The 22,666-nt window shown below is 49.1% G+C and carries 19 protein-coding genes and 1 tRNA gene; 12 read left to right on the plus strand and 8 right to left on the minus strand.

The features are described 5' to 3' along the window. Positions 1-76: transfer RNA gene (locus tag MO867_RS09180), tRNA-Arg, on the minus strand. A 416-nt stretch (positions 77-492) separates the two neighbouring features. Between MO867_RS09180 and MO867_RS09185 the strand changes: the two genes are divergently transcribed. Continuing rightward, positions 493-672, plus strand: a complete 180-nt coding sequence (locus MO867_RS09185; protein ID WP_252466069.1) for a PA3496 family putative envelope integrity protein — start codon at positions 493-495, stop codon at positions 670-672. 447 nt (positions 673-1,119) lie between these two features. Here MO867_RS09185 and MO867_RS09190 read toward each other — a convergent pair whose 3' ends face one another. Then, on the minus strand, positions 1,120-1,812 hold the full coding sequence (locus MO867_RS09190) for a 2OG-Fe(II) oxygenase (RefSeq protein ID WP_252466071.1): 693 nt from the start codon (positions 1,810-1,812) through the stop codon (positions 1,120-1,122). A gap of 284 nt (positions 1,813-2,096) precedes the next feature. On the opposite strand from MO867_RS09190, the gene ccmA reads away from it, so the two are divergent. The 8 genes from ccmA to MO867_RS09230 all read left to right on the plus strand — a co-directional run bounded on the left by ccmA (position 2,097) and on the right by MO867_RS09230 (position 8,167). Then, the gene (gene ccmA / locus MO867_RS09195) at positions 2,097-2,771 is read left to right on the plus strand and encodes a cytochrome c biogenesis heme-transporting ATPase CcmA (protein ID WP_252466098.1); all 675 of its coding nucleotides are present in this window, start codon (positions 2,097-2,099) and stop codon (positions 2,769-2,771) included. After that, on the plus strand, positions 2,758-3,471 hold the full coding sequence (ccmB, locus tag MO867_RS09200; RefSeq protein ID WP_252466072.1) for a heme exporter protein CcmB: 714 nt from the start codon (positions 2,758-2,760) through the stop codon (positions 3,469-3,471). The genes ccmA and ccmB overlap by 14 nt, the downstream gene beginning before the upstream one ends. Before the next feature lie 13 nt (positions 3,472-3,484). Next, positions 3,485-4,228 (plus strand): heme ABC transporter permease CcmC, encoded by a 744-nt coding sequence (gene ccmC, locus MO867_RS09205; RefSeq protein ID WP_252466073.1) that lies wholly within the window; start codon positions 3,485-3,487, stop codon positions 4,226-4,228. A gap of 1 nt (position 4,229) precedes the next feature. Next, positions 4,230-4,472, plus strand: a complete 243-nt coding sequence (ccmD, locus tag MO867_RS09210; protein ID WP_252466074.1) for a heme exporter protein CcmD — start codon at positions 4,230-4,232, stop codon at positions 4,470-4,472. A 101-nt stretch (positions 4,473-4,573) separates the two neighbouring features. Beyond that, entirely contained in the window at positions 4,574-5,023 is a 450-nt protein-coding gene (locus MO867_RS09215; protein WP_252466075.1) for a cytochrome c maturation protein CcmE, read from the plus strand. Beyond that, positions 5,020-7,005 carry a heme lyase CcmF/NrfE family subunit gene (locus MO867_RS09220; protein ID WP_252466077.1) on the plus strand — a complete coding sequence of 662 codons (1,986 nt, stop codon included), beginning with the start codon at positions 5,020-5,022 and terminating at the stop codon, positions 7,003-7,005. Before MO867_RS09215 ends, MO867_RS09220 begins: the two co-directional genes overlap by 4 nt. A 15-nt stretch (positions 7,006-7,020) precedes the next feature. Next, entirely contained in the window at positions 7,021-7,605 is a 585-nt protein-coding gene (locus MO867_RS09225) for a DsbE family thiol:disulfide interchange protein (RefSeq protein ID WP_252466078.1), read from the plus strand. Continuing rightward, positions 7,568-8,167 (plus strand): IMPACT family protein, encoded by a 600-nt coding sequence (locus MO867_RS09230; RefSeq protein WP_252466079.1) that lies wholly within the window; start codon positions 7,568-7,570, stop codon positions 8,165-8,167. Before MO867_RS09225 ends, MO867_RS09230 begins: the two co-directional genes overlap by 38 nt. 19 nt (positions 8,168-8,186) lie before the next feature. On the opposite strand, the gene MO867_RS09235 is transcribed toward MO867_RS09230, so the two are convergent. After that, positions 8,187-9,386 carry a CaiB/BaiF CoA transferase family protein gene (locus MO867_RS09235; protein WP_252466081.1) on the minus strand — a complete coding sequence of 400 codons (1,200 nt, stop codon included), beginning with the start codon at positions 9,384-9,386 and terminating at the stop codon, positions 8,187-8,189. A 309-nt stretch (positions 9,387-9,695) separates the two neighbouring features. On the opposite strand from MO867_RS09235, the gene MO867_RS09240 reads away from it, so the two are divergent. From MO867_RS09240 to MO867_RS09250, 3 genes are all read left to right on the plus strand, one after another. Then, a complete protein-coding gene (locus tag MO867_RS09240; protein WP_256473908.1) occupies positions 9,696-10,547 on the plus strand; it encodes an HpcH/HpaI aldolase/citrate lyase family protein in 852 nt (283 codons plus the stop codon). A 69-nt stretch (positions 10,548-10,616) separates the two neighbouring features. Beyond that, positions 10,617-11,144 (plus strand): MaoC family dehydratase, encoded by a 528-nt coding sequence (locus MO867_RS09245; RefSeq protein ID WP_252466083.1) that lies wholly within the window; start codon positions 10,617-10,619, stop codon positions 11,142-11,144. A gap of 30 nt (positions 11,145-11,174) precedes the next feature. Continuing rightward, positions 11,175-11,693, plus strand: a complete 519-nt coding sequence (locus tag MO867_RS09250) for a MaoC family dehydratase (RefSeq protein ID WP_252466084.1) — start codon at positions 11,175-11,177, stop codon at positions 11,691-11,693. Between the two features lie 54 nt (positions 11,694-11,747). On the opposite strand, the gene MO867_RS09255 is transcribed toward MO867_RS09250, so the two are convergent. The 5 genes from MO867_RS09255 to MO867_RS09275 all read right to left on the minus strand — a co-directional run bounded on the left by MO867_RS09255 (position 11,748) and on the right by MO867_RS09275 (position 22,660). Then, positions 11,748-12,851: a 3-deoxy-7-phosphoheptulonate synthase gene (locus MO867_RS09255; RefSeq protein WP_252466085.1), complete on the minus strand. Its 1,104-nt coding sequence runs from the start codon at positions 12,849-12,851 to the stop codon at positions 11,748-11,750. 48 nt (positions 12,852-12,899) lie between these two features. Further along, positions 12,900-13,625 carry a 4'-phosphopantetheinyl transferase family protein gene (locus tag MO867_RS09260; protein ID WP_252466086.1) on the minus strand — a complete coding sequence of 242 codons (726 nt, stop codon included), beginning with the start codon at positions 13,623-13,625 and terminating at the stop codon, positions 12,900-12,902. Then, a complete protein-coding gene (gene entS / locus MO867_RS09265) occupies positions 13,622-14,929 on the minus strand; it encodes an enterobactin transporter EntS (RefSeq protein WP_252466087.1) in 1,308 nt (435 codons plus the stop codon). Before entS ends, MO867_RS09260 begins: the two co-directional genes overlap by 4 nt. Further along, the gene (locus MO867_RS09270) at positions 14,926-22,188 is read right to left on the minus strand and encodes a non-ribosomal peptide synthetase (protein WP_252466088.1); all 7,263 of its coding nucleotides are present in this window, start codon (positions 22,186-22,188) and stop codon (positions 14,926-14,928) included. Before MO867_RS09270 ends, entS begins: the two co-directional genes overlap by 4 nt. Positions 22,189-22,465: 277 nt before the next feature. Then, on the minus strand, positions 22,466-22,660 hold the full coding sequence (locus MO867_RS09275) for an MbtH family protein (protein ID WP_252466089.1): 195 nt from the start codon (positions 22,658-22,660) through the stop codon (positions 22,466-22,468). Between the last annotated feature and the right edge of the window lie 6 nt (positions 22,661-22,666).

Here is a 22,666-nt window from a genome sequence, read left to right on the forward strand (position 1 = left end):
TGGCGCCCCCGGGTGGACTCGAACCACCAGTCCGGACTTAGGAGGTCCGTGGTTTATCCTGTTAACCGACGGGGGCTTAGTGCCGATACTGTCATCAATTGGCGACAGCATTAGAGGGCCGCTATTCTAGCCTGTGTTAAGCGTTGTGTCATGTCATCCTTTTTAGCAGGGACCGATTATCCCGTTGAAGGGTGTCACCCTGAGTAACATTAGGGCCCTTCGGTTACTCCTATTCCCGCCATCTTCATTTCTTCAATTTTTCGAAAAAATTTCATAAATTCGTCTTTTATCTTCGCTAATTTAGCCTTGAAAGGGAGGTTTTTGCGGACAGCTTTGCTCCATAGAATATTTGATGGCTTCGTTATAAGGGTTGTACCTCTTCCTAGTAAATTTTTGCTTGACCACGATTGATTTAGCTGGCTAATCTGCAATCGCACTTTGGGTGCGAAAGGGATTTTTGTGCTTTCTCAGATCAAGATTATGGAGTTTCGTATGAGCGTTCACGTTAACGAAAGGCGCCTAGATTTTGATAATGTGGATATTCCACAAATTGCAAATGAAGTGTTAAAGCAGGCTACTTCACAGTCGCCGCTCGATGCACGTCGAATGATAGAAGACAAATTGGAGGAGAAGCGTTTAAGGCGAGAATTAATGGATTATGACTTCGATTGATAGATGCTGGAGTACTAACATACCTCGGTGATCTGTGCAGAGTATCAGTAGTAGATAGAGGCTATAGCCAAGTTTTCATTCGATGTTGTGATGTGGTTCAGGCCCGATAGTAATATATGTGACTGGCTGTCATCTTGATGCTCTGCATAGCGACTTCCAAAATTTTCTATTCTTTGTTTCTCCATTGTCGTTTTTTACGATTCTCTGCGTTTTCTTTCATAATTATCTTTAGTGGAATAATTTTCAATATATCTGAAGGCAATGCCACAAACTAAAGGTTCTAAGGCTGAATAGGTGGGTAGTATTTTGTTCGCTTTGCGACAAGTGCTCTCTCCGAAATGATTGGAAAAGCCCTTGGGGTTCTACCAGCTTGGATCAATACGAATCTTGCGAGTAGTCTACAGATTGTTGGCAGGGAGGGGGGCAATCCCTGCCGTCATACTGTAGTTACGCCTGTGATGTGTTTGGCTGCTTTCCCCCAAACCAGTTAAGGATTCGTTTTAATTTTGAAGATAGTTTTCCGCGTTTGGCTTTGCGATCCTTGTCTGCTGAGCTCACCAGCCAGGCTACTTGAATGACCAATCTCTTTCCTGAGAAGGGAAGGTGCCCATGGAATGAATTATCGGCGCGCTTAAAAGCTGCAAGAGTGCCATAGGAAGGCCTGATTTCTGGTGCAGCGGTATCTTCGAAATCACTCCCGCTTTTTAAAAAGCGTAGGCAGCCCGTGCCATCGAGGGTCCACTCGGGATTAAGATAAAGTAAAGCGGTGGCAATCTTTGATTGGCCATCAGTATGTATTCTGCCATGGCGCTTCTTAAGGGAGCGGCTGATCGAAACATAAGTGGGGTATTGGGAGAGCTTCTCAATACCGAGGTTGTTGCCAATAGCATCGGCAAATTCACTGGCGGTAAACTGGGCTATTAAATCGTTGATAGAGCTGCCACACTGGCTTTTGTCGTAGGGGAGGTATCCGGCACCCTTGAGCTGGGGGAAGTCGATAATTAAGGAGGACATGAGACTTTCGGCCAAAATATTCTTGGCTACAAAAAAGGGAAAAGGCTGTTGGTTGATTTGGCTTTGGTTGTCATTCAAGGTCGTGGCATCAAGCCATGGGTTGATGTGCGTTGCGAGGTTCGTCATGGGCGCGTGTCCTTTCTGTTACAACGAAACTATTTGGAGTTGACTACGAGGTTAACCACATTCTTGTGGGGTACTGTATTAATCAGGTACAAGTTCTCACGTCGATGAGAAAATATCAAAACTACTGCCCCAAGCCAACGAAAACAGCGCCCTACTGAGTGATTGGGTAGACAATCATGCGAAAGATCAAGTATCGGAAAATTGATCTTCGTTGAGACAATGCAATTAGCGCTGGTGCCGGTATAATGTCGCTCAGATTTTCTTCAGAGTGGTTTTTCTTGGAAATGTCTGTGACCCCCAAGTCCCAAGTTGTCCTGCAGGTGACTGACCTCACCTGTATAAGGGATGGTCGACGCTTATTTGAAGGCCTTCGATTCTCTCTGCATGCCGGCGCTGCGATCCAGGTCAAAGGCAGTAATGGTGCGGGTAAAACCACGCTGTTGCGGACCTTGATAGGAAGTAGTAGCGAATTTAGTGGCGATATTCTGTGGTGCGGAGACCCTTATCCAAAGGGACTGCCCGCGATGCGGGATTCTCTACTTTATATCGGGCACCGGGGCGGCGTACGCAGTGGTCTGACCCCGCTTGAAAACCTTACCTGGTATGGTGCCAATCAGGAGGCCGCGCTCAGTGCGCTTGAAAGTGTGGATCTCACTGGATTTGAAGACAGCCTGTGCCACAGCTTGTCTGCGGGGCAGAACCGGCGGGTCGCCCTGGCTCGCCTATTCCTTCCCAATTCCCCCCGGTTTTGGATTCTCGATGAGCCGCTGACGGCGCTCGATGTGGCCGGCGTTGCCGCTCTTGAGGAGCAAATGGCTGCCCACCTTCGCAATGGCGGATCTATTCTGCTCACCTCGCACCAACCGCTGTCTCTGCCCGGGCTCGACGCACTCAACCTGTCTGACTACACGGTCTTCGAGTCTTTTTCTGATTTTGGGGGAGAGCATGTCCTCAGTTGATGTCCAAAAGCCGGTGAGTGGCGTGCGTAGTGCCCTCGGGTTTATGGCGCTGTTCCGGATCGAAATGCTCTTAGCGCTACGTAAACGTGCGGATATTACCAATCCATTGCTGTTTTTTGTGACGGTGTTGGCGCTGTTGCCGCTGGGAGTAGGACCTGAGCCCGAGCTTTTGGCAAAGATGGCACCCGGAATGATTTGGGTAATGGCATTGCTCGCCAACATGCTCTCTCAGGAGAGTCTGTTCCGGGGTGACTTTGAAGATGGCACCTTGGAGCAACTCACTCTGTTGCCACAACCACTCTATTTCGCGATTTTGGCGAAATCACTGGTGCACTGGATTGCCACTGGGTTGCCACTGGCACTGCTGTCGCCACTGCTTGCCCTGATGTTGAATTTACCTGTGGATGGCTATTTGTGTTTGCTGGTTTCTCTTTTGTTGGGAACGGCAAGCCTGAGTTTGATTGGGGCTATAGGTGCGGCGCTGACTGTTGCCTTGCGCCGGCCCGGTTTGTTACTGGCACTAATTGTTATGCCACTTTATGTGCCCGTGCTAATCTTCGGCACCGGCGCAGTACAGGCGGCTATCGATGGCTATGCCTACAGTACTCAATTGGCGTTTTTAGCGGCACTGTTAGCAACTGCTGCGGCTCTGGCGCCACTCGCAGCTGCGGGTGCAATACGTATCAGCCTGGATAATTGATTCGGAGGTCCTTTTGAATTGGCAATGGTTTCACCGTCTGGGTTCGCCCCGCTGGTTCTATCAAAAAACTGGAGCTTGGTTGCCCTGGCTGGCGCTGGCAAGTGTTGTATTGCTTTCTGTGGGCAGTGTCTGGGGGTTGGGGTTTGTCTATGAGCACGGGCAGCAGGGCAATAGTTACCGCATTATTTATATTCATGTGCCCGCAGCACTCCTAGCGCTGGCAGGTTACTACGTTATGGCGATCAGCGGCGCTATCGGCCTGATCTGGAGAATGAAGCTCTCCTTTGCTGTTATGCGCGCTGCAGCATCCATTGGCGCGGTGCTGTCTTTTATTTGCCTGGTTACTGGCTCACTTTGGGGTAAGCCCACCTGGGGGACCTACTGGGAGTGGGAAGCCCGTATGACTTCGATGTTGATTCTTCTCTTTCTTTATATTGGTGTTATTGCATTGTCCCACGCTGCTAGCCGGGAACAGAGTGCCGATAAGGCCTCGGCGTTATTGGCCCTGGTAGGCACAGTCAATATTCCCATAATTTACTGGTCTGTGAATTGGTGGAATTCCCTGCATCAGAGAGCGACACTTCGTGTGATTGAGGAAAGTAGGATTGACCCGGTTATGTTCTACCCACTGCTGATTATGATAATCGGTTTTTATTGTATGTACGCCTGGACCTTACTCACTCACACTCGCACCCTGCTGCTCAAACGAGAAATGCGCACCAAATGGGCTCAGGACGAACTGTTGGGAGGACGATAAAGTGGAATTCCAATTTGCCAACTTATCTGAGTTCTTGACGATGGGGGGGCACGGTATTTTTGTGTGGGTGTCTTACCTTATGACATTTCTTGCGCTTGTGGGGATGGCGATATATCCACGCATTGCTCGCCGTCGCCTGCAGTCAGAATTACTACGTCAGCAGAAAAATGCACAACGTCGCCGCCGGGCGGTGAGTGAACGCACGGCAACTAAAGCTCCGGATCTAGCAAAAGAGCCGGCTTAGGTTCACACAGCCGTATTTGTGAAGAAATTCAGCTGATAGGGCAATGGAAAATCTATCAGTTTAACAATGTTAAAAAGTTATTATGGAGTAGGACTAAGAAAATGCACCCTGTACGCAAGCAACGCCTGATACTCGTACTTGTTCTGGTGGTTTTGTCCAGTGCAGCTGTTGGTTTTGTAGCCTATGCGATGCGCGGCAATATCGATTTTTTCTATCCCCCAAAGGCTTTTGCTGCGGGTGAAGTTCCTATGGAAAAGCGCATCCGTGCAGGGGGTTGTGTTATTCCGGGTAGTGTTCAACGTGCGGATGACAGCCTCGATGTACAGTTTGTGATTACCGATGGAGTGGCTGAGTTGACGGTCGTCTTTGATAAAATCCTGCCGGATCTTTTTGCCGAGGGGGAAGCTGCGGTGATTGCCGGGCGATTGTTACCCAGTGGTGTTTTACAAGCGGACCAGGTATTGGCCAAGCACGATGAGAATTACACGCCGCCGGAAGTTGCCGATACGATGGTTTCTCATGAAGCGTGTATGAATGGTGGGAAGATATGATCCCAGAGCTAGGCCATTTTGCGTTAAGCATTGGTTTGCTGCTGGCTATTGCACTCGCGGTAGTGCCGATGGCTGGAAGCTACTCATCCCGCCCTGTCTGGATGGCGGCGGGCCGCCCTCTGGCTCTGGGTATTTTTGTATTTGTTCTGATAGCGTTTGCCTGTCTGACCACCGCGTTTGTGCAAAGTGACTTTACGGTTAACTATGTTGCGCATAACTCCAATAGTATTTTACCGGTTTATTACAAAGTCACGGCTGTTTGGGGGGGGCACGAAGGTTCTATCCTGTTGTGGCTATTGATCCAGGCCGGATGGGCTGCGGCGGTGGCTCTGTTTGGTCGTCAGTTGCCCGAAGAGCTATCTGCGCGTGTACTGTCGGTACTCGGTTTTGTACTGATCGGATTCTTCCTCTTTATCCTGTTTACCTCCAACCCGTTTGATCGCACCCTGCCGTTTCCTCCGATGGAAGGATCAGATTTGAACCCGCTGCTGCAGGACCCGGGTATGATTTTTCACCCGCCTTTGCTGTATATGGGCTATGTGGGTTTCTCGGTAGCATTTGCTTTTGCCATTGCTGCGCTTCTTGGCGGTCACTTGGATGCGGTTTGGGCGCGCTGGGTTAGACCTTGGACAGCTGTCGCTTGGGGATTTCTCACTCTGGGTATTGCACTGGGTAGCTGGTGGGCCTATTACGAGCTGGGCTGGGGCGGCTGGTGGTTCTGGGACCCGGTGGAGAACGCTTCTTTGATGCCTTGGTTGGTAGGCACGGCTTTATTACATTCCCTGGCGGTAACCGAGAAACGCGGTCTGTTTAAAAGCTGGACAATATTGCTGGCCATTTTTGCTTTTAGTTTGAGCTTGCTGGGTACTTTCCTGGTGCGCTCCGGAGTTATTACGTCGGTGCACGCCTTTGCCACGGATCCCCTGCGCGGCAGCTTTATTTTGAGTTTCCTGGCGGTTGTTATCGGCCTGTCTCTGTTGTTGTTCGCTATACGTGCGCCTGCGGTCAGCGCGCGCAGCGTATTCTCCTTCCGCTCGTTGGAAACTTTCCTTCTCGGTAACAATATTATATTGGTGCTGATTATGGGGATGGTGCTGACAGGCACCTTGTATCCTCTGCTGGCTGATGCCATGAACTGGGGCAAGATCAGCGTGGGCCCGCCGTTCTTTAATTTGTTCTTTGTACCCTTAACGGTGTTGCTGTGCTTGCTGCTAGGCATTGGGGTTCGCGCCAACTGGAAAGACAGTCGCTGGGATAAGTTATTGACCGCATGGCGCTTACCGTTCCTGGCCTCTTTGATTGTTGCTCTATTGTGGCCCCTGGCATTGGGTGATTACCACTGGGGGGCCGTATTCGGAATCTTTATCGGCGTCTGGGTGTTTGCTTCCAGTATCGCCGATATTATCTCGAAAACTCGCAACGCCAGTTCATTTTTCGCCGGACTGAAGCGCCAGCGGGCCAGTTATTACGGTATGCATATAGCGCATATTGGCCTGGCAGTTGCGGTGCTGGGAGTCGTTCTGACAACGGTCTATAGCGTGGAGGAAGACTTGCGTATGGGCGCTGGGGATAGCTATCAGGTGGCGGGCTACGATTTTAAATTTGATGGTATTCGTATGGCCCAGGGTCCCAATTATCGGGCATTTGAGGGCGTGCTACATGTGAGTAAAAACGGCGATTCGGTGGCGGAGCTCTATCCGCAGAAGCGCAATTATTTGTCCGGTGGTAACACCATGACGGAGGCTGCAATTGATACCGGCTTATTCCGGGATATCTATGTGGCACTCGGCGAACCTCTGGACAGGTCCAACCCCAACGGCGACTGGGCGATGCGGCTGCAGTACAAGGCATTTGTGGTTTGGATTTGGTTGGGTGCGCTTTTAATGGCGCTCGGTGGTGCTATCGCTGTGGCAGATAAACGCTACCGCAAAGTGAAAGCAGCGCGATCAGTGGAAGTGATAGGCAATGTCGCTACGGCGTAATAGTGGGGAAAGGTAATGTCGAGACTCAAACTCTTTCTGCCCCTGATGATTTTTGTCGCATTGGCTCTGTTGTTTAAACAGGGGCTTTCGCTGAATCCGCAGGAAATGCCGTCTGCACTGTTGAATAAACCGGTACCGGAATTTTCCCTTGAAAAAGTGGCTGACAATAGTCAGGTTGTAGAGAAACAAGACCTGCCCAATGGTCCACACCTGCTCAATGTTTGGGCTACCTGGTGTGTTGCCTGTCGAGTTGAGCACCCCTACCTGAATGCTCTGGCGGAGCAGGGGGTGCCAATCGTTGGTGTGAACCTCAAAGATGAGGATGTGTCAGCAGTCAAGTGGCTGGAAAAATACCACAATCCTTATCTGTACAGCCTTGCCGATAGGGAGGGCCGCTTGGCTCTGGATCTGGGAGTTTTCGGCGCGCCGGAAACTTTTCTGGTAGATTCTGAAGGGACTATTCGCTGCAAGCATGTTGGCGTTGTCGATAACAAAGTGTGGCAGACCAAGCTCCAGCCACTTTATGAAAAATTAAAAAACCAGCGCTGGGAAGATATTGCCGGTGACTTATCAGATTCCCTCATCTCCCGTTGTCAGTGAGACTGAAGAAAAGAAAAGCCGTTTTCTCTGCTGGTTGGGGCCAGTAAAAGATAAAGCGGTTTTCCATCGACAGCTCGACCTCATTCGCACTCAATATCCAGATGCCAATCACCACTGTACCGCGCTGGTAATTGGCAACCCATCCAATCCTGAGGTTATGCAGGCGGATGATGACGGTGAACCCGGTGGCAGCGCCGGCCGACCGATGTTGGAATTACTGCTGAAGCAAGGGGTGGGAAATGTTGGAACGGTAGTGACTCGCTATTTCGGTGGCACTAAACTGGGTGTTGGAGGCTTGATGCGGGCCTATCGCGGTGCCGTTGGAGTCGCGCTACAAGGTGTCTCTCTGGAGCCTTTTATTCCGCTTCACCATGTATTGATTGGTTGTGATTTCGCCCAGGAAGCTCGTCTGCGCTTTTTGGTGGGACGTTGCCAGGGCAGCTGTGGCGAAGTGCAATATACCAGTGAAGTTACTATGCCAATCACACTTCCGCAGAACCAGTGGCCGCTGCTGCTGCCGCAATTACAGGCCGAGGCTTTTCAGATTCTTATGAATCAATAATCCCGTGTTCGCAAGTGTTTCAGATGATGCCGTAGCTAGCCAGCTTGGCTATCTCGGCTGCGGAATAGCCTAATTCGGTGAGAATGTCTTTGGTGTCTTCTCCCAAGGTGGGTGCCCGTTTAAACTTGACCATTTCCCCATCGCAACGAATCGACGGTGCCAGCATTTTGATTTCCTGGCCACAGTCGCTGCACATGGACTGAATCCGATCAGTTTTGGCGACAAATGGGTTGGTAAGTGCTTGCTCAATGTCATATACCGGGGCCGCCGGTACATGGCCGGCAAAGATTGACAGCCACTCGGTAGTCTTTTTTTTGCTGAGGATATTATCCAGTATACCGGTCAGCTCTTCTTTGTTTTTTTGCCGCTCGCGGAAATTGATAAACTTTGGGGCTTCAATTAATTCGGAGTGCCCCATGCATTGACACAGCGCGGCCCAAAACTTTTCCTTGTTGCACATCAGGTATATCCAGTCATCCTTGGTTTTGTAGAGCTGGCAGGGACTTAGGGAGAAATGGGCCGATCGCGGGACACGCTGCTGGTTGTGCCCCGCATTCAATTGCCACATGGCGATGTAGCTTAAATTATATAAAGCGTTATCGAACAGGCTGACATCGATATCCCGGCCTTTGCCGGTTTCCCTTGCATTTAAAACGCCGGAAATGACGGCCAGGGCAAGCGCTACACCGGTAGATAAATCTACCAGGGAAAGACCACATCGCATCGGGGGGCTGTCGGGCTCACCCGTCAACTTAAAGTAGCCTACCTCTGCTTGGATCGGGTAGTCATACCCCGGCCATTTGGCTCGATCGCCTTCGCGCCCGTAAGCAGTCAGGTGAGCGCAAACAGTCTTTGGATTTATTTTCCCAAGCTGCTTGTAAGTAATACCGAGTTTGTCAGGGACATCACCGCGAAGATTATCGGTCAGTGCATCTGCAGTGAGAATTAATCTGTGTAGGATTTCCTGTCCCTGAGGGGAAGAAAGATTAAGGGATAAACTGCGTTTATTGTGGTTAAAACCTTGAAAAAACAAGCTGCTGTTATCCCCTGATTCGCCCTCTACGAAATAAGGACCAACGCTTCGCCCCACGTCGCCACCATTGGAAATATCTTCCACTTTTATGACTTCTGCTCCCAAATTTGCCAGATAGAGAGTGCCAAAGGGGCCAGCCCCATACTGCTCTACAGCCACAATTCGCAAGCCTGTGAGAGGTAACATGTCGGATAATTCCACCAAAAATAGGTTTGCCCTATCCTTTATCCTAGAGCAATGAGTATTTAATACTGGATGATTGAGCATTAAATTTGGGAACCCTCAGTCATGCGGTTTTAAATTTCTGCAGAGATTGATTGTAAATATGGATAGTTGGCGCGATTCAGATCAGAGTTGCTAGTATTTTTGGTGAGCCGTTGAATTGGTTCGGGTAGGTTGCCACTGGCAAATAGATGAGAAGCTTACTCTTGGAATTGTTCGGATATGCTGGGCGTCAATCGGTCACAAATCATATCAGTGTGAGAGTTATATCAGATGGGTAGTATCGTCAATAGAAGCCGACCTTTTCGAAGTATTTTATTTGTGCCCGCTACCAGGCCGGATCGTTATGAAAAAGCGATTGCGAGTGGGGCGGACATTGCCTGCGTAGACCTGGAAAATTCTGTAGCCCTCAGCGAAAAAGATGCGGCAAGAGAGCAAGTGGTCAATTTCTTCTCCGGGAAAAAAAATATTGGTGCTCAGCGAGCGTTAAGGATCAACCAGCTAGATAGCGATCTTGGTATTAAAGATATGCTGATGCTTCTGACTTTGAGCCGCTTGCCGGACATCATCATGATTCCCAAAGTGCAATCTGCGGAGGAGGTAATAGGATTTTCCCAGGTGATGGCGCCTTCGCATAAAAAAATTTGCATAATGCCCCTGATCGAATCACCTAAAGGCTTGGAAAACGCATTGAGTATTGCTCAGGTTGACAGCGTGGTTTGCTTGGCCTTTGGTGCGGCTGATTATAGTTCGGTCGTTGGATCGGATATGAGTTGGGATGCACTTCTTTATGGCCGAGGCCGATTGGTGCAAGCTGCGGCATTTGCCGGAATCGATGCTGTAGATGGCCCTTGGTTAGAGCTGAAGGATGAAAAGGGTTTACTCGAAGAAACCAAGCGTGTGTCTGCACTGGGGTTCTCCGGAAAAATTGCCGTCCATCCGAAACAAATTAAACCGATTCACCATGGATTAGCACCTTCAAATGAGGCTCTATCCCATGCTCAACGGGTAGTGCAAGCCTATGAAGAGAACCATGGAGGCATTCTGGTGGTCGATGGCCAGATGGTGGATATGCCGGTCGTAGAGCGGGCCCTGAAAATTGTGGCGGCGTCCAAAGGAGTGTGAAAGTCACTGTGTAGGTTGACCTGGCTGTCCGGTTTTCGCTGAATGCTATAAGCAAGGGGAGAGGTTTCTATGTCCCAGTATCGCTTTCCCGCCTATGTGCAAATCGGTAAACAGCGTTATCGGGAGCGCTTTGGTCTTGATTTTGAAGATTTTACAAAGGGGCAACTATTCCGGCACAGGCCGGGTGTTACCATTAGCCAGCAGGATAACAAGGAAGAGTGCATCAATACCCTGAACCAGGCGATGTTGCACTTTGATGATTACTATGCGGCACAAACAGAGTTCGGTAAACCCCTTATTGATACGACCCTGATTGTTCAGCATTTAATGGGGATGATCTGGAAAACCTATAATCGCCGTAAAAAAATTCTCGGCTGGGGGAAGATTGCAATGGTAGCGCCAGTTTTTGGTGGCGATACCTTGTACTCTGAGAGTGAAGTTATAGAATTACAAGCCGGCGATAAACATTCTGAGACGGGTTTAGTACGTGTTGCTATTTGCGGATTGAATCAAGACAAAAAGGTAGTGTGTGAAATGGGTTGTGATCTGCTGATTTACAAGCGTAATCATCTGCCATTCTCCGCAAACGGTTATTAAGTACCCTGAATGTTGCTGCGGGTAAATTTTATGAAGGAATCATTTTATTTTTTGAAGGCGGTGGCAGACAACGTATTCATTGAAAGAATAGGTATAGACTTCGAAGATTTTGAGGTGGGTCAGGTATTTGAACATCGTCCAGGGCGTACGTTTACCGAAGCCAGTTGCTTGGATTACGCTTTTCACTCGTTTGATCTGACCCCGTTTGTTACTGATCAAGTCTACGCTCGCCGGGTGTACGGAGATAGAGTTCGTGTTTTGGAGACTTTTATTTTGAGCGCTATGGCACATACCACAAAGACTTTTGGCAAGGTTGTGGCAAACTTGGAAATGAGCGAATGCAAAATATTGCCAGTTTATGTGGGTGATACTTTGTATTTTGAATCAGAGATACTTTCCAAGCGGGCGTCAAAATCTCGGCCAGAGCAAGGGATACTCAGTGTTTATTCTCGAGCGAAAAATCAACATAGTGAATGTGTTTGTGCTTATAAGCGAACCTTATTGGTGTACCGAAAAAATTGTGGTCCCTATGCTGCAGCAGGATATTAGCGAGATTGCCAGTTTGTCTCAGGTGGCGATCGTTCTTTAGCTGCTGCTTGCTTTTTATACCGCACTTCGACTGAGTTCTATGGGTAGAGTGTGAGACGTGGTAGAGAGATTACGGCGCCTGACAACTGCTTCGGAAAGCATATCTAGTGTTTGGCAGGTATCGTCCCAACCAATACAGCTGTCAGTCACTGACTGTCCGTAAACCATATTTCCAGTTGAGCTGATTTTCTGACTACCCGCTTCAAGGTAACTTTCAAGCATTACGGCTGAAATGTTTTGCTGCCCTGAACTGATCTGCTCGCAGAGTGAGCCCGCCACCACAACCTGATTGCTGTGTATTTTTTGGCTGTTGCCATGACTGCAATCAACCATGATATTGGTTGTCAGTGATACAGACTTAAGTAGGACAACTGACTGTTCTATGTCAGCTGAATAGTAATTTGGCTGACGGCCGCCACGAAGAATCAAATGGCAGTTTTGGTTGCCGGTAGATTGAACCGCTTCAAATTTTCCATTGCGGATAGTCGTGCAAAATATTTGCTCTGATTGCGCTGCCTTAATGGCATTCATGGCAATTTGTATATTGCCATCGGTACTGTTTTTAAACCCTATGGGGCAGGGCAGTGCCGAGGCCAGTTCCCGATGTGTCTGTGACTCTGTTGTTCGTGCTCCGATAGCCCCCCAGGAAATAAGATCTGCAATATATAGTGCATTGAGAGGGCAAAGGAATTCAGTTGCGGTACCGAGACCCAGAGCATTGATATTGAGTAGTAAATCACGAGATTTTATAAGCCCCGTGCGCATATCCGCACTGCCATCTAGCTTGGGGTCATAGATAAAGCCCTTCCAGCCTACTGTGGTGCGTGGTTTCTCAAAATACGTCCGCATCACCAGACAGAGAGTATTTTCAAATTGGGCTTTTATTTCTGATAGCCGTTGTGCGTAGTCCAGTGCTGCGTCCGGATCATGGATTGAGCAGGGACCCACGACCACCAATAAGCGATCATCCTCACCGTTAACTATCCTGGCTATTTCTCCTCGGGTGCGTTCAATACTCATGGCTGTAGTGGAAGGGCAGGGCATTGTGTCGATTAATTCGTCATTGCGAGGAAGTTGCATATGAGACTGTACGCTCAAAATAGCGGGAATGTCAGACATAACAAGGTCCTTTTCTTTTTCCTGATTGATCGCTTGCGTTGCAAGTTGTCATGAATGCTCAACGATGCTCAATATGCCGTCTTGATGTGGTTGGTATGCGCCAATAAACATGCTTCCTGTAGGGACTGTGGGTGACAGGTCCCGCAATATTCGCAGTTCTAATTTTTGTTGTTGAACAGATAAAACCAAAATTTCGGCATCGAGAAAGTCAAAGTACTGACCAACTTTGGAGTAAATAGCTTTAAACAGACTTTCTTTGGCTGAAAAAGCAATAGTCAGCCAGGTTTCCAGCGCTAGCCCACTTTTTGACAGCAGCGTTTCTTCCGCTGGGCTCACTAGGTTCTGTTTTATCTCTCTGGCGGTTTGTTCTTTTATCGTCGTCTCAAAATCGACGCCAAGCACCTCTGCTTCTTTGCTGGCGGCACAGACAGCTCTATTCGAAGCATGAGTAATCGATGCTCGAATACCTGGGGGCCAAACCGGGCAGCGGTTCGCTCCGATGGGAATTTCAGCTACCGGTATCCCGAGCTTTTGAAGTGCATAATGGGCACAGCTTCTCCCCGCTAGGAATTCAGCGCGTCGCGATGTAACAGCTTTTTTCAACTGCTGTGGAAAAGGAATATTTAACAGGGAAAAAAGCTGGTCGCTATAGTTCTCTGGATTAAAGGTACTTTCCACTAAGTAGCTAGAAAAATGTGCGGGTTCGATAAGCTGGTGCCCCCCGAGAAAAGAGGACATCGGGATATCTGTATTGCAAACAGTTTTCTGAGTCATGATGTTGTTACTTCTGAATCCATATTTTTTGTTTGTGGGGTAAGGTTCTGGGCGGGTGTTGATACTTTTTGTACTTTTTTTTTAATAAACGCAGCGCCCTTTAAGCTGCTGAACCCTAGGGACATCGCGATCGTAATACCCATTGCGACGGCTGCAAAATAGAAAGTTCCAACCATGGGAGCAAATACCTTACCCAGCAGACCAAAGCCCATAGCACCGACAGTATCCCCAGTTACATTTTGTGCGACCCATAAGCTGTTAACTCTACCCTGTAATGGGTTGGGGGTGTGGCTCTGTACCAGGGTTATTTGAATGAGTGAGCTGGTCGCGCCGAGGTAGCCATAGACGACCAACGCCAATAATGCGAAATAGAGATGATTGCTCAGAGTGAGGGCACCGAGGGCTACAAAGGATAGAGTGCAGCTTAGAAGTAGGGCAGCGCCAGGACGTTTGAGTTGAGGGGCCCAGCCACTGGTTAAGGCGCCCAACATAGCACCCAGGGGAACAGCCGAGTACATCAGCCCAATTTCGAAAGCACCACCACCAAATGAGATTGTGACCAGTGCGGGAAATAGCACGCGGACTCCTTTTCCGAGTGAATCCAGTGTGCCGACAGCCACGGCGCTGCCAACAATTTTATGGCTGAACAAAAAGGAGAAACCTTCGGCCAGTGCTTTTAAGGGGCGCTTGCCGGGCTGCTTACTCGGCACCATTGACGGCAATCGGGTCAGCGGGATCAAAGTGGCAAAAGTCCCCACTGATGCAGCCGTGTAGTTCCAGCTGATATTTGTGGCGGCAATGATAAGACCTCCAATTGCCGGGGAGATAACGGTACCGATTCTCACGGTGAGCATGCTGAGAGCATTGGCTGGAGCAAGATTCTCCTTGCCGACAATCGAGGGGATGGAGGCCATTAACGCAGTGATACCGATGGCGCCAAACAAACCACTCCAGATAGAGAGGGCGTAGAGAGCAATTAATGATGGTGATGCAAAAAAGCAGTTTACAGCCAGTGCAGCAAAGCCCAAGCCACAACCAGAGCGGCCAATTAAAACTAATGTGCGGCGGTTGTAGCGGTCTGCGAGTACTCCGCCCCAAAGTAGACCAATAAACAGGCTGATACCTTCAAGGGTCATGATCACACCCACCTGGATGGTAGAGCCCGTCATGGAATGGATCTGAACTGGCACAGCGACGGTGAGCATTCCCATGGAGATAATCGAGATCATCCTGGCGATAAAAATCATGCGAAAACTTGTGTTGCTTTTTAGCAAGTCAAATTTCATAAACAGAGAAGGATTCATAGGGGTTCGCCAGCCTCGTGGAGATCTGCATTTTTTGTTTGTCGGTTTAAGGTGGGCACCTTTGCCAGTATCCCGTTGAGTAGTGGGCCGAGAACCTCAAGGGCTCTGGGTGACAGAATATCGTCGTGGGCAAAAGGTAAGCGGTGTTGCTGCATATTACTGAGGAAGGAGGCCCAGCTTTTCTCTACATCCCAACCATCGGGTAGTGTTTTTTCAGCGACAAAAAGTTGCACATTGCCGGAGTAAGGCTGCGTATAGGCATCTGAGAGCAGGCGCACGGCGTCATCATAGTTGGCTACGATGTCGTTGAACATTTTGGTTTGTTCCTGCAGTGTTGCTTCATCGGCAAACTCTCCTTCTGCAGCATTCAGGAACTGCCGTTTTTCTCTTTCCACCTCTTCCTTGGCTTCATTTTCGGTGGGCCTTTTCCACTCCTGGCCTTCTGGTGGGTAGGTATCGAACAGACCGACAAAAGCAACTTCGTGGCCCAGAGCGGTCAGCTTGGATGCAAGTGCTACAGTCACAGTACCGCCAAAAGAGTATCCCATTAAGTGATAGGGGCCTTCGGGTTGCACGCTGAGCAAGGTTTGTAAGTAGCGGTCCACCGCCTCACCCATGTTTTCACTAATGGCCACAGCGCCGTTAGGTCTGGGAGACTGCAATCCGATGATCGGCCAGCGTCCCGCCAGGTATTTGGGGAATCCGGTATATTGCCAGGAAAAGCCCGAGCCAGGATTAATACAGAAAAGAGCAGTACCAGCACCGGTTCTTATGGGAAGAATATTGCCAAAACCGGCTTTTTCGGGATCTTTACGTAGTTTTTCATCAGTGAGTACCGCGGCCAGACTTTCAGTGGTGGGCGAAACCATAATCTGCCCAACGGTAACGGGAAGTGTTAAAGCCTGGCGTAACTCAGCAGCCAGTCTCATCGCCAAGAGGGAGTGCCCACCCAGCTCAAAGAAGTTGGCTTCGGCAGTTACTGATTCGATATCCAGCAGCTTGCAAAAGCTGTTAGCGATGATCTGTTCAGTCCCTTCATTGGGTGCGCGGCCCAAATTGGGCTGGGCAATTTGCGGGTCGGGTAGGGCTTTTCTGTCTAATTTGCCATTTGCGCTGAGGGGGAAAGAGTCTACGGCGACGAGTGTTGATGGGACCATGTGCGCGGGCAGGGTTTGTGCCAGTTGATCGAGCAGTGGCCGTAACGCGGTTGGTGTCTCGGATGAATTCTCCAGAATGACATAGGCTACCAACTGGCGGTTGTCACCAGTAGTTCTGGTCCGATTAAGTGCACGGGCATGTACTGCTGCTTGCCTGACATGGGGAAGAGATACCAGGGCTTTTTCGATTTCGCCAATTTCAATACGTAGACCACGGATTTTAATTTGGTCGTCACTACGGCCAATATATTCAACATTGCCGTCCGCGAGCCAGCGCACTACATCCCCGGTACGATACATTCTCTCTCCTACCGCATAAGGATCTGCGACAAATCGTTCTGCGGTCAGACTGTGTCGATTAAGATAACCAATGGCGAGTTGCTTGCCACTCAGGTAGAGCTCTCCCGGCACCCCGATGCCGACTGGTCGCAAGAACTGATCCAGAATTCGCAGCTGGGTGTTCCATACCGGTTTTCCTATAGGAACTCCAGTTCCTTCACTTAGGGCAATGTTGGGATTAGCCGCGCAATGGGTGACGTCGACGGCGGCTTCTGTAGGGCCGTACAAATTATGTAAAGGTGCGTTGAAATAATTTGCGTAGGCAGAAGCCAGCTCTTTGGAGAGCGCTTCTCCGCTGCAGAATATTCGTCTCAGCGAAGCAGTTTGGGGTGTCGCCGATGGCTGGCTGTCCAGGTAATCCATCATGGCAGCCAGCATAGAGGGAACAAAGTGCATGGTTGTCACCTGGTGCTGCAAGATTGTCTCAAGTAACTGTTTCGGGTCTCGATGGGCTTCAGCGGGAGCCATTACCAGTTCTGCGCCTTGTATCAGCGGCCAAAAGAATTCCCACACGGATACATCAAAACTCGATGGCGTTTTTTGTAATACGACATCACTTGCTTGGAGCCGATATTCACTCTGCATCCACTGGAGCCGGTTCACAATGGCAGCGTGGGAAACCAGCACGCCTTTGGGGCGACCGGTAGATCCGGAGGTGTAAATCAAGTAGGCGGGATCTTCCGGGCGAATTTCTGTCGCTACCCTTTCTCTGGGAGCTTCCTTGCAAAGCAAGGTTTCGATTGAGAGCACCGGCCCAGGGCAGGGCACCGGGCAGTTATCCCCAAAGCGCTGAACCTGGTTAGCACCTGCGAGAATCAACTTGGGGTTGGCGTCTTCCAGCATGAGTGCTAAGCGCTCGTCGGGATAATCGATATCCAGTGGTAGATAAGCTGCTCCGGCTTCAATAACGGCCTGAAGAGCGAGGCTGAGCGGGATACTGCGATCAATCGCTACGGCAACAATATCACCGGGGCCAATTCGATTTATATTGAGCTGGGATGCAATATTGCAAACTTGTCGTCGCATACTTTGATAATCAAGGGAGAAATTTTCGTCGGTTAGCGCCTTTCCTGTTGGGCTTTTTTGCGCTTGCAGGATCATTAAGTCGCGTAAAGTTGCCGGTGCAATATGCTGATTCGTATCGTTAATCCTTTGGATGAGTAGTTGTTCATCGAGGACTTGCAGAGACATTGATGCCAGTGGTTGCTTCGGGCTTTCCGCAAGCTGGGTAAGCAGGTTGATAAACCGCTGGGCCAGATATTCAGCATTGGCCACGGCATCACGGTATTCAAACAGGATTCTCGGATTGTCTCCGGGCAGAACCAATATCGTTAGCGGGTAGTGAGTAAATCCTCGACTTTTAACCGAGTTTAACTGAAGCCCTGCATGATCTTGCTGCAGTAGTACTTTATCAGCCGGATAGTTCTCAACGACCAGGAGGGTATCGAAGAGAGTGTCAGAGCCGGCAATACGCTGGATCTCTCCCAGCCCAATACCATCGTGGTCGAACAGTGCAATCTGCTGTTCCTGCAAGGACTGCAGCTGTTTTATCAGCGGTTGTTGCGGCTCTAATTGAACGCGAACGGGCAGGGTATTACTGAATAGGCCAATCACTTCATCGATACCTTCGACCGCACTGGAGCGTCCTGACACCGGGCTTCCAAAGACTACATCATTGCGACCGGTTATCGAGCCTAACAGGGCACCCCAAACACCTTGGATAAGTGTGTTAAACGTGAGTCCTTCCTGTTGGCACAACTTATTGAGCTGTTGGTGCAGTTGTTCACACAGCGGGAGTTCAATTTCGTGGACGGTTTCTTTGTCTCTGCTTTCGGCAAAGGCCAAAGTGGGGATCACCCCCCGGAGCAGGCTGTGCCAATGTTCTCTGGTGTCTCGTTGATCCCTGTTCGCTAGCTGCGATACGATCGGAATGTAGCGATTGGTCTCTGTAGAAACTCTATGGGAATCTTTGCGATAAGCTCCTAACAGGTCCTGCAGTAGAATAGGTGTAGACCAACCATCAATAACTAGGTGATGGGCGGTAATCAGCAAAGAATAATTTTTAGCCGCCATCTTGATAATATGTGCATGCAACAACGGGGTGCGGGTTTCCACATGCGTGGGAATATCGAACGGCATTTTAGCTTGCTGGAGCTCCAAGGCCAGTATCATTTCCTGTTGCAGCTGATCTGGCTGTTGGCTCAAGTCCACTTCCGTGAGCGGCCAGTGTGGCATACTCCCTGTGTCATTGGTCGCTCGGGGGATTAACTGCAGAGGGGCCTCCCAGGATTCACAGTCGAATAGGGCTCCCAGTTGGGGGTGCATTGATAAAGTGCTATCGAGTGCGCTGCGCAATCGGGGAATATTCAGTTCTCCGGTCAATTCCAGTTTGGTGGTAAAACTGTAGGAGTTTTCCTCACTCCCCAACTGGACTTGGAACAATAACCCTGCTTGTAATGGCAGCACTGGCAATACCGCAGCGAGTGGGCCATATTTTTTCTCGACTTGGTTCAGTGGTAATTTTGCAGTGTTAAGCGGCAGTTGCTCGGGTTGGTATAGTATTGCGTTCAGGTTTAGCGCAATTTGTGCCGGCGAACGGAGCTGGAAAATTTCTTTAGGACGCAGGTCATATCCGGCGTTGCGCATTGCTGTACAAAGGCGCATTGCGGAAATACTGTCACCTCCCAGCTGAAAGAAATCATCTTCCGCTCCGATACTGTCCAAATCGAGGATCTTCGCAATGGCATCGCAGACAAGTTGTTCTTCAGTATTTTTTGCGGGTCTGGAACATTGCTGTGGGGGAACAGAGGGTATTGGCAATGCTTTTTTATCCAGTTTTCCGCTGACTGTCAGGGGGAACTCAGAGAGAATTACCAGGCTGCTGGGCACCATGTAGTCTGGGAGCTGCGCTTTTAATTGTTGCAGAAGTCTGGATCTGACTTCTTGTTCTTTATCTTTAGAGGTAGATTTTACAGTGGGTTTAAGGGTGCAGTAGGCCAGCAATTGATTGCCAGTGACAATGGGCCTGGCGATAACGGCGACTTCTTTGGTTTCTTCCAGAGCGGAAAAGGCAGCTTCGACATCACCCAACTCAACACGAAATCCACGTACTTTCACCTGGTTGTCACTGCGGCCAATAAATTCCAATTGCCCTGCGGTGCTCCAGCGGACCAAGTCCCCAGTCAGATACATAACGTCACCGGAGCGGTAGGGGTTGGCGACAAAGCGAATGGCGGTAGTTTCCGGTCGACGTAGATATCCGAGGGTCATATTGTCCCCGGCGAGATAAAGCTCTCCAGCTACGCCGATCGGGACTGGCATCAGACGTTTGTCCAGAACATATAACTCGGTATTGGCAAGGGGGCGCCCAATGACCGGCTCAGGTAATTCAGGTAGAACCTGTGCGCTGGTCGCATAGACCGTAAATTCTGTGGGTCCATAAATATTGTGTGCCTGCAGTTGGGGGTATTGCCGCAGTGCGGACCACAGGGCTGGAGAAACCGCTTCACCACAAATATCCATCAAGATGGGATGGTGGTGGCCTGCTTCCATAAGTCCGCCTTCCAAAAGCTGGGTGGCCAGAGAGGGCGCTACAGAGAGGGTATCTATCTTCAGCGAACGGATAGAATCGATAAGTCCATAAACATCCCGCTTGGCATCATCGTCAAATAGATACAGTTCATGGCCGAGCATTAGCAGCAATATGGGGTCCCAGGATGTGTCGAATGAGAAGGAACCTGTCAACGCTACTTTCAACCGCTGATTGCTGCTGCGGGTATTTGCGTTTTTGAATATCTCGTCCTGTAGGGCCAATGCCAGGTTTAGAAGTGCTCCGTGGGGTACCATCACCCCTTTGGGTTTTCCTGTAGAACCGGAGGTATAAAAAATATAAGCCCGCTGATCACCATTTGTTACGGTGGCTTGATCAAAAGGCAGTTCAAATTGGGGAGGGGCCACAGTATCCAAGTGGAGTTGAGAAATTTTAGGTGCTAGTCGGTTTGCCTGGCTGGATAATGTAATCACCTGTGCCGGTTGTGCATCTTCGCACATGACGGCAATGCGCTCATCGGGGTGCGTCAAATCAAGTGGTAGGTATGTGGCACCAGAATAGAGAATGGCAAGAATAGATGCGATAGCGTCAATTGATCGAGGCAGAGCCACCGCGATAATATCACCAGTACTAATACCTTCTTGTTGTAGGGCAATACAAATTTGTAGGGCGCGATATGACAAGGCTTCGAATGAAACAGTTTGCCCATTGAATACAATGGCGGTATCACGGCCCCGAGTCTGAACCTGCTGGGAAAAAATGTCGAGCACACTGATATATTGCTCTGTATTGGCAATCTCAGTTCCTTTCGCCCATCCGTCAATCAAGCTCTGCTCGTTTTCCGGGATTAGAGAAAACTCGCTGGCTAAAATTTGACGGTTTTTATGGGCTTGAGTAAATAAATTACTGATTCTGTGCTTGTGCAATTCAAGTTCTTTGAGTTCATAGCGGTGAGCGTTGGCTGCCAGCTCAATGGTTATAGTGTTGTTGCCAAAATAAATTGAAAACTCAACATCCTCAATGGGACCTGTTGCCAGTTGCTGGGTAGTTCCCAGGGTTCCATTAAAATCCAAGGCGTAGTCAAAAATTTTACAGTTGATGGTGGCGCCGTACAGGCGGCTGTGAGAACCTACCAGTCCGAGATCTCTTTGCAGTTGTTCCGCTTCATAACGCTGATGTTTACGAATTTTCCGCAACTCCCTGGACAGGGATCGAGCGATGTCAAACAAGGTCTGCTCGCGGCGGACTTCAAGTTGCAAAGGGAGGATGTTGGCAACAGGACCGGTGGCGCTTAAGGCTGCCGAACCCATACGGCGCATAAACGGATAGCCGACAGTAACTTGTTCACTGTCACACATTCTGGATAAATAAATAAAAATAATTGCAGTAGATATATCGATAACAGACAACTTCTTTGCGTCTGACTGCTGGGTTAACTCTTCGATGATACTTCGATCTATACAGAATTTTCGTCGATGAACAAGGCTGTTCGCATTCTCCAGCAATCCCGTATTTTTATTCGATAATGATAGTGGCGTACTCATTTCCTTGGCGTAGTTTCGCCAAAAATCCTTATCTGTTTGGCATTTTTCTGACATCGCATAATCGAGGTATTCGTCAATAACGGCAGTGAATGCAGTAAAGGGAGAGTCTGGAATTGCAGCCTTGTTGAGCAGCGCATTGTAAATCACTTCAATTCTTTTTGTCAGGGCGTTAAAACTGAATCCATCAACCATTAAATGGTGATAGCGCTGGTACCAAAGAATCTGAATACCATTGCTGTTTTCCGGGAGCTGAAAAATAATGTGATGATACAAACGGATTCCGCTATCTGCTCTATCGTCACCCTGGATATCATTGAGCATGATTACTTTGGCCAATTCAATCGGGTGATCCGTCTCTTCTATCCTGACAATATCGACAGCATTTAAAGACTCCGGAGTTGGTGCCGGCTTGAAGCATTGAACAGGTCCCTGGTCTTCCTGGTGATATTCGCTGTGAATAGTGTCGGCTTCACACAAGCCAATATGAATAGCCTGACTTAACAGGTCGATATTAATGGAACCCATGATTTCTACATACTGCGCAACAGAAAAAGCATTGCTGCTTTCGGATAGTTGGTCGGCCAGCCAAATTCCAACTTGGGGCCCTACCAAAGGGTATGTGTTATCATCAGGTTTACTTGCAGAAATGAATGAGCTTTTTTCTTGCACAGTAAAAATCCTTATTCAAGCTATTGAGTTGGCACAATGCCGAGATGAGAGCAACGGTACGTGCCGAAAGTCTTCCTGTTCTAATTACTCGCCGCTGACTGAAGTCTAAAGATAGGGGGCATTGAGCTTATTTTATTTTGAATGAGTATGTACTGGGTCTTTTCCCGTTACGACTTTTCCTTTCACCGCCGCTATAATTGGAGCGTTGCAGTAAAAATATCAGACCTGCCTTTAAATTTATTAGTCTAAATTTATGAAGGTCAGGGAGATTATGTGGCTAGTGGTTCAAGCCTTTCCAGTTCTCTTCAACATACGCTATGCAAAATCCTCGAGCCTGGGGGCCGTAAATGGTTTCCCAGCCTTCAGGAATGCCCGCGAATTCCGGCCACAAACTATGCTGGCCACGATTGTTTTTTAAAACAAAAAACAGGTGTTTCTCATCGTCAAACGGATTTTGATATTCTGATTGCATAGCAAC

Source organism: Microbulbifer okhotskensis (assembly GCF_023895975.1).
Lineage (GTDB): Bacteria > Pseudomonadota > Gammaproteobacteria > Pseudomonadales > Cellvibrionaceae > Microbulbifer > Microbulbifer okhotskensis.